This window comes from Cellulomonas citrea (genome assembly GCF_009829685.1).
Classification (GTDB): Bacteria; Actinomycetota; Actinomycetes; order Actinomycetales; family Cellulomonadaceae; genus Cellulomonas; species Cellulomonas citrea.
On the sequence record NZ_VWSD01000353.1, the window covers coordinates 1 to 627 of the forward strand.

1 protein-coding gene is annotated in these 627 nt (G+C 65.7%); it reads right to left on the bottom strand.

Annotated elements, in window-relative coordinates:
* A partial coding sequence (locus F2B26_RS16680; protein WP_201292815.1) for a saccharopine dehydrogenase family protein occupies positions 1-514 on the bottom strand: 514 nt, incomplete at its 3' end.
* Positions 515-627 lie beyond the last annotated feature (113 nt).

Below are 627 nucleotides of genomic sequence, written 5' to 3' on the forward strand. Positions count from 1 at the left end.
CCTTCACGCGCGGAGCGGGCGATCCGTGGCGCTTAACCGCCTCCTGCTGCAGCATGAGCACGCCCAGGTCGAATGGGATCGAGTCGAAGCCGGCGGAGAAGGTGATCCGCGCGCCGCTCTTCTTCGCAGCCTCGTGGTGGAGGTCGATCTGCTCGCGCATCCACGCGGGCTCGCCGCAGAGATCGGCATAGTCGGTGCCGGTTTTCACACAGGCCGCGACCAGCGCGTCACCATAAAGCTGATAGGGTCCGACCGTGGTCAGCACCACCTTGGTGCGGTTGCACATGGCTTCGAGGCTGGCGGGATCGTCGGCATCGGCAACGATCAGCGGGGTGGAGCTTGGCGCGCCGATCTCGCTGCGCACTTCCTCCAGCTTGTCCTGGCTACGCCCGGCCATGGCCCATTTCGGCCCATCGGCAGCATTGCCATATTCGCGCACGAAATGCTCGGCGACGAGGCGCCCGGTATAGCCGGTGGCGCCATAGACGATGATGTCGAACTCGCGGACTGCCATGCTCACTCTCCCTTGCTCGCCTGAATGCGCGCGGGGCGGGGGAGAGTCAAAGACGTAGCGTCAGGGCCGCTTGCTCACAGCCGCGGCAGCGTAACCCCGCGCTGGCCCATATT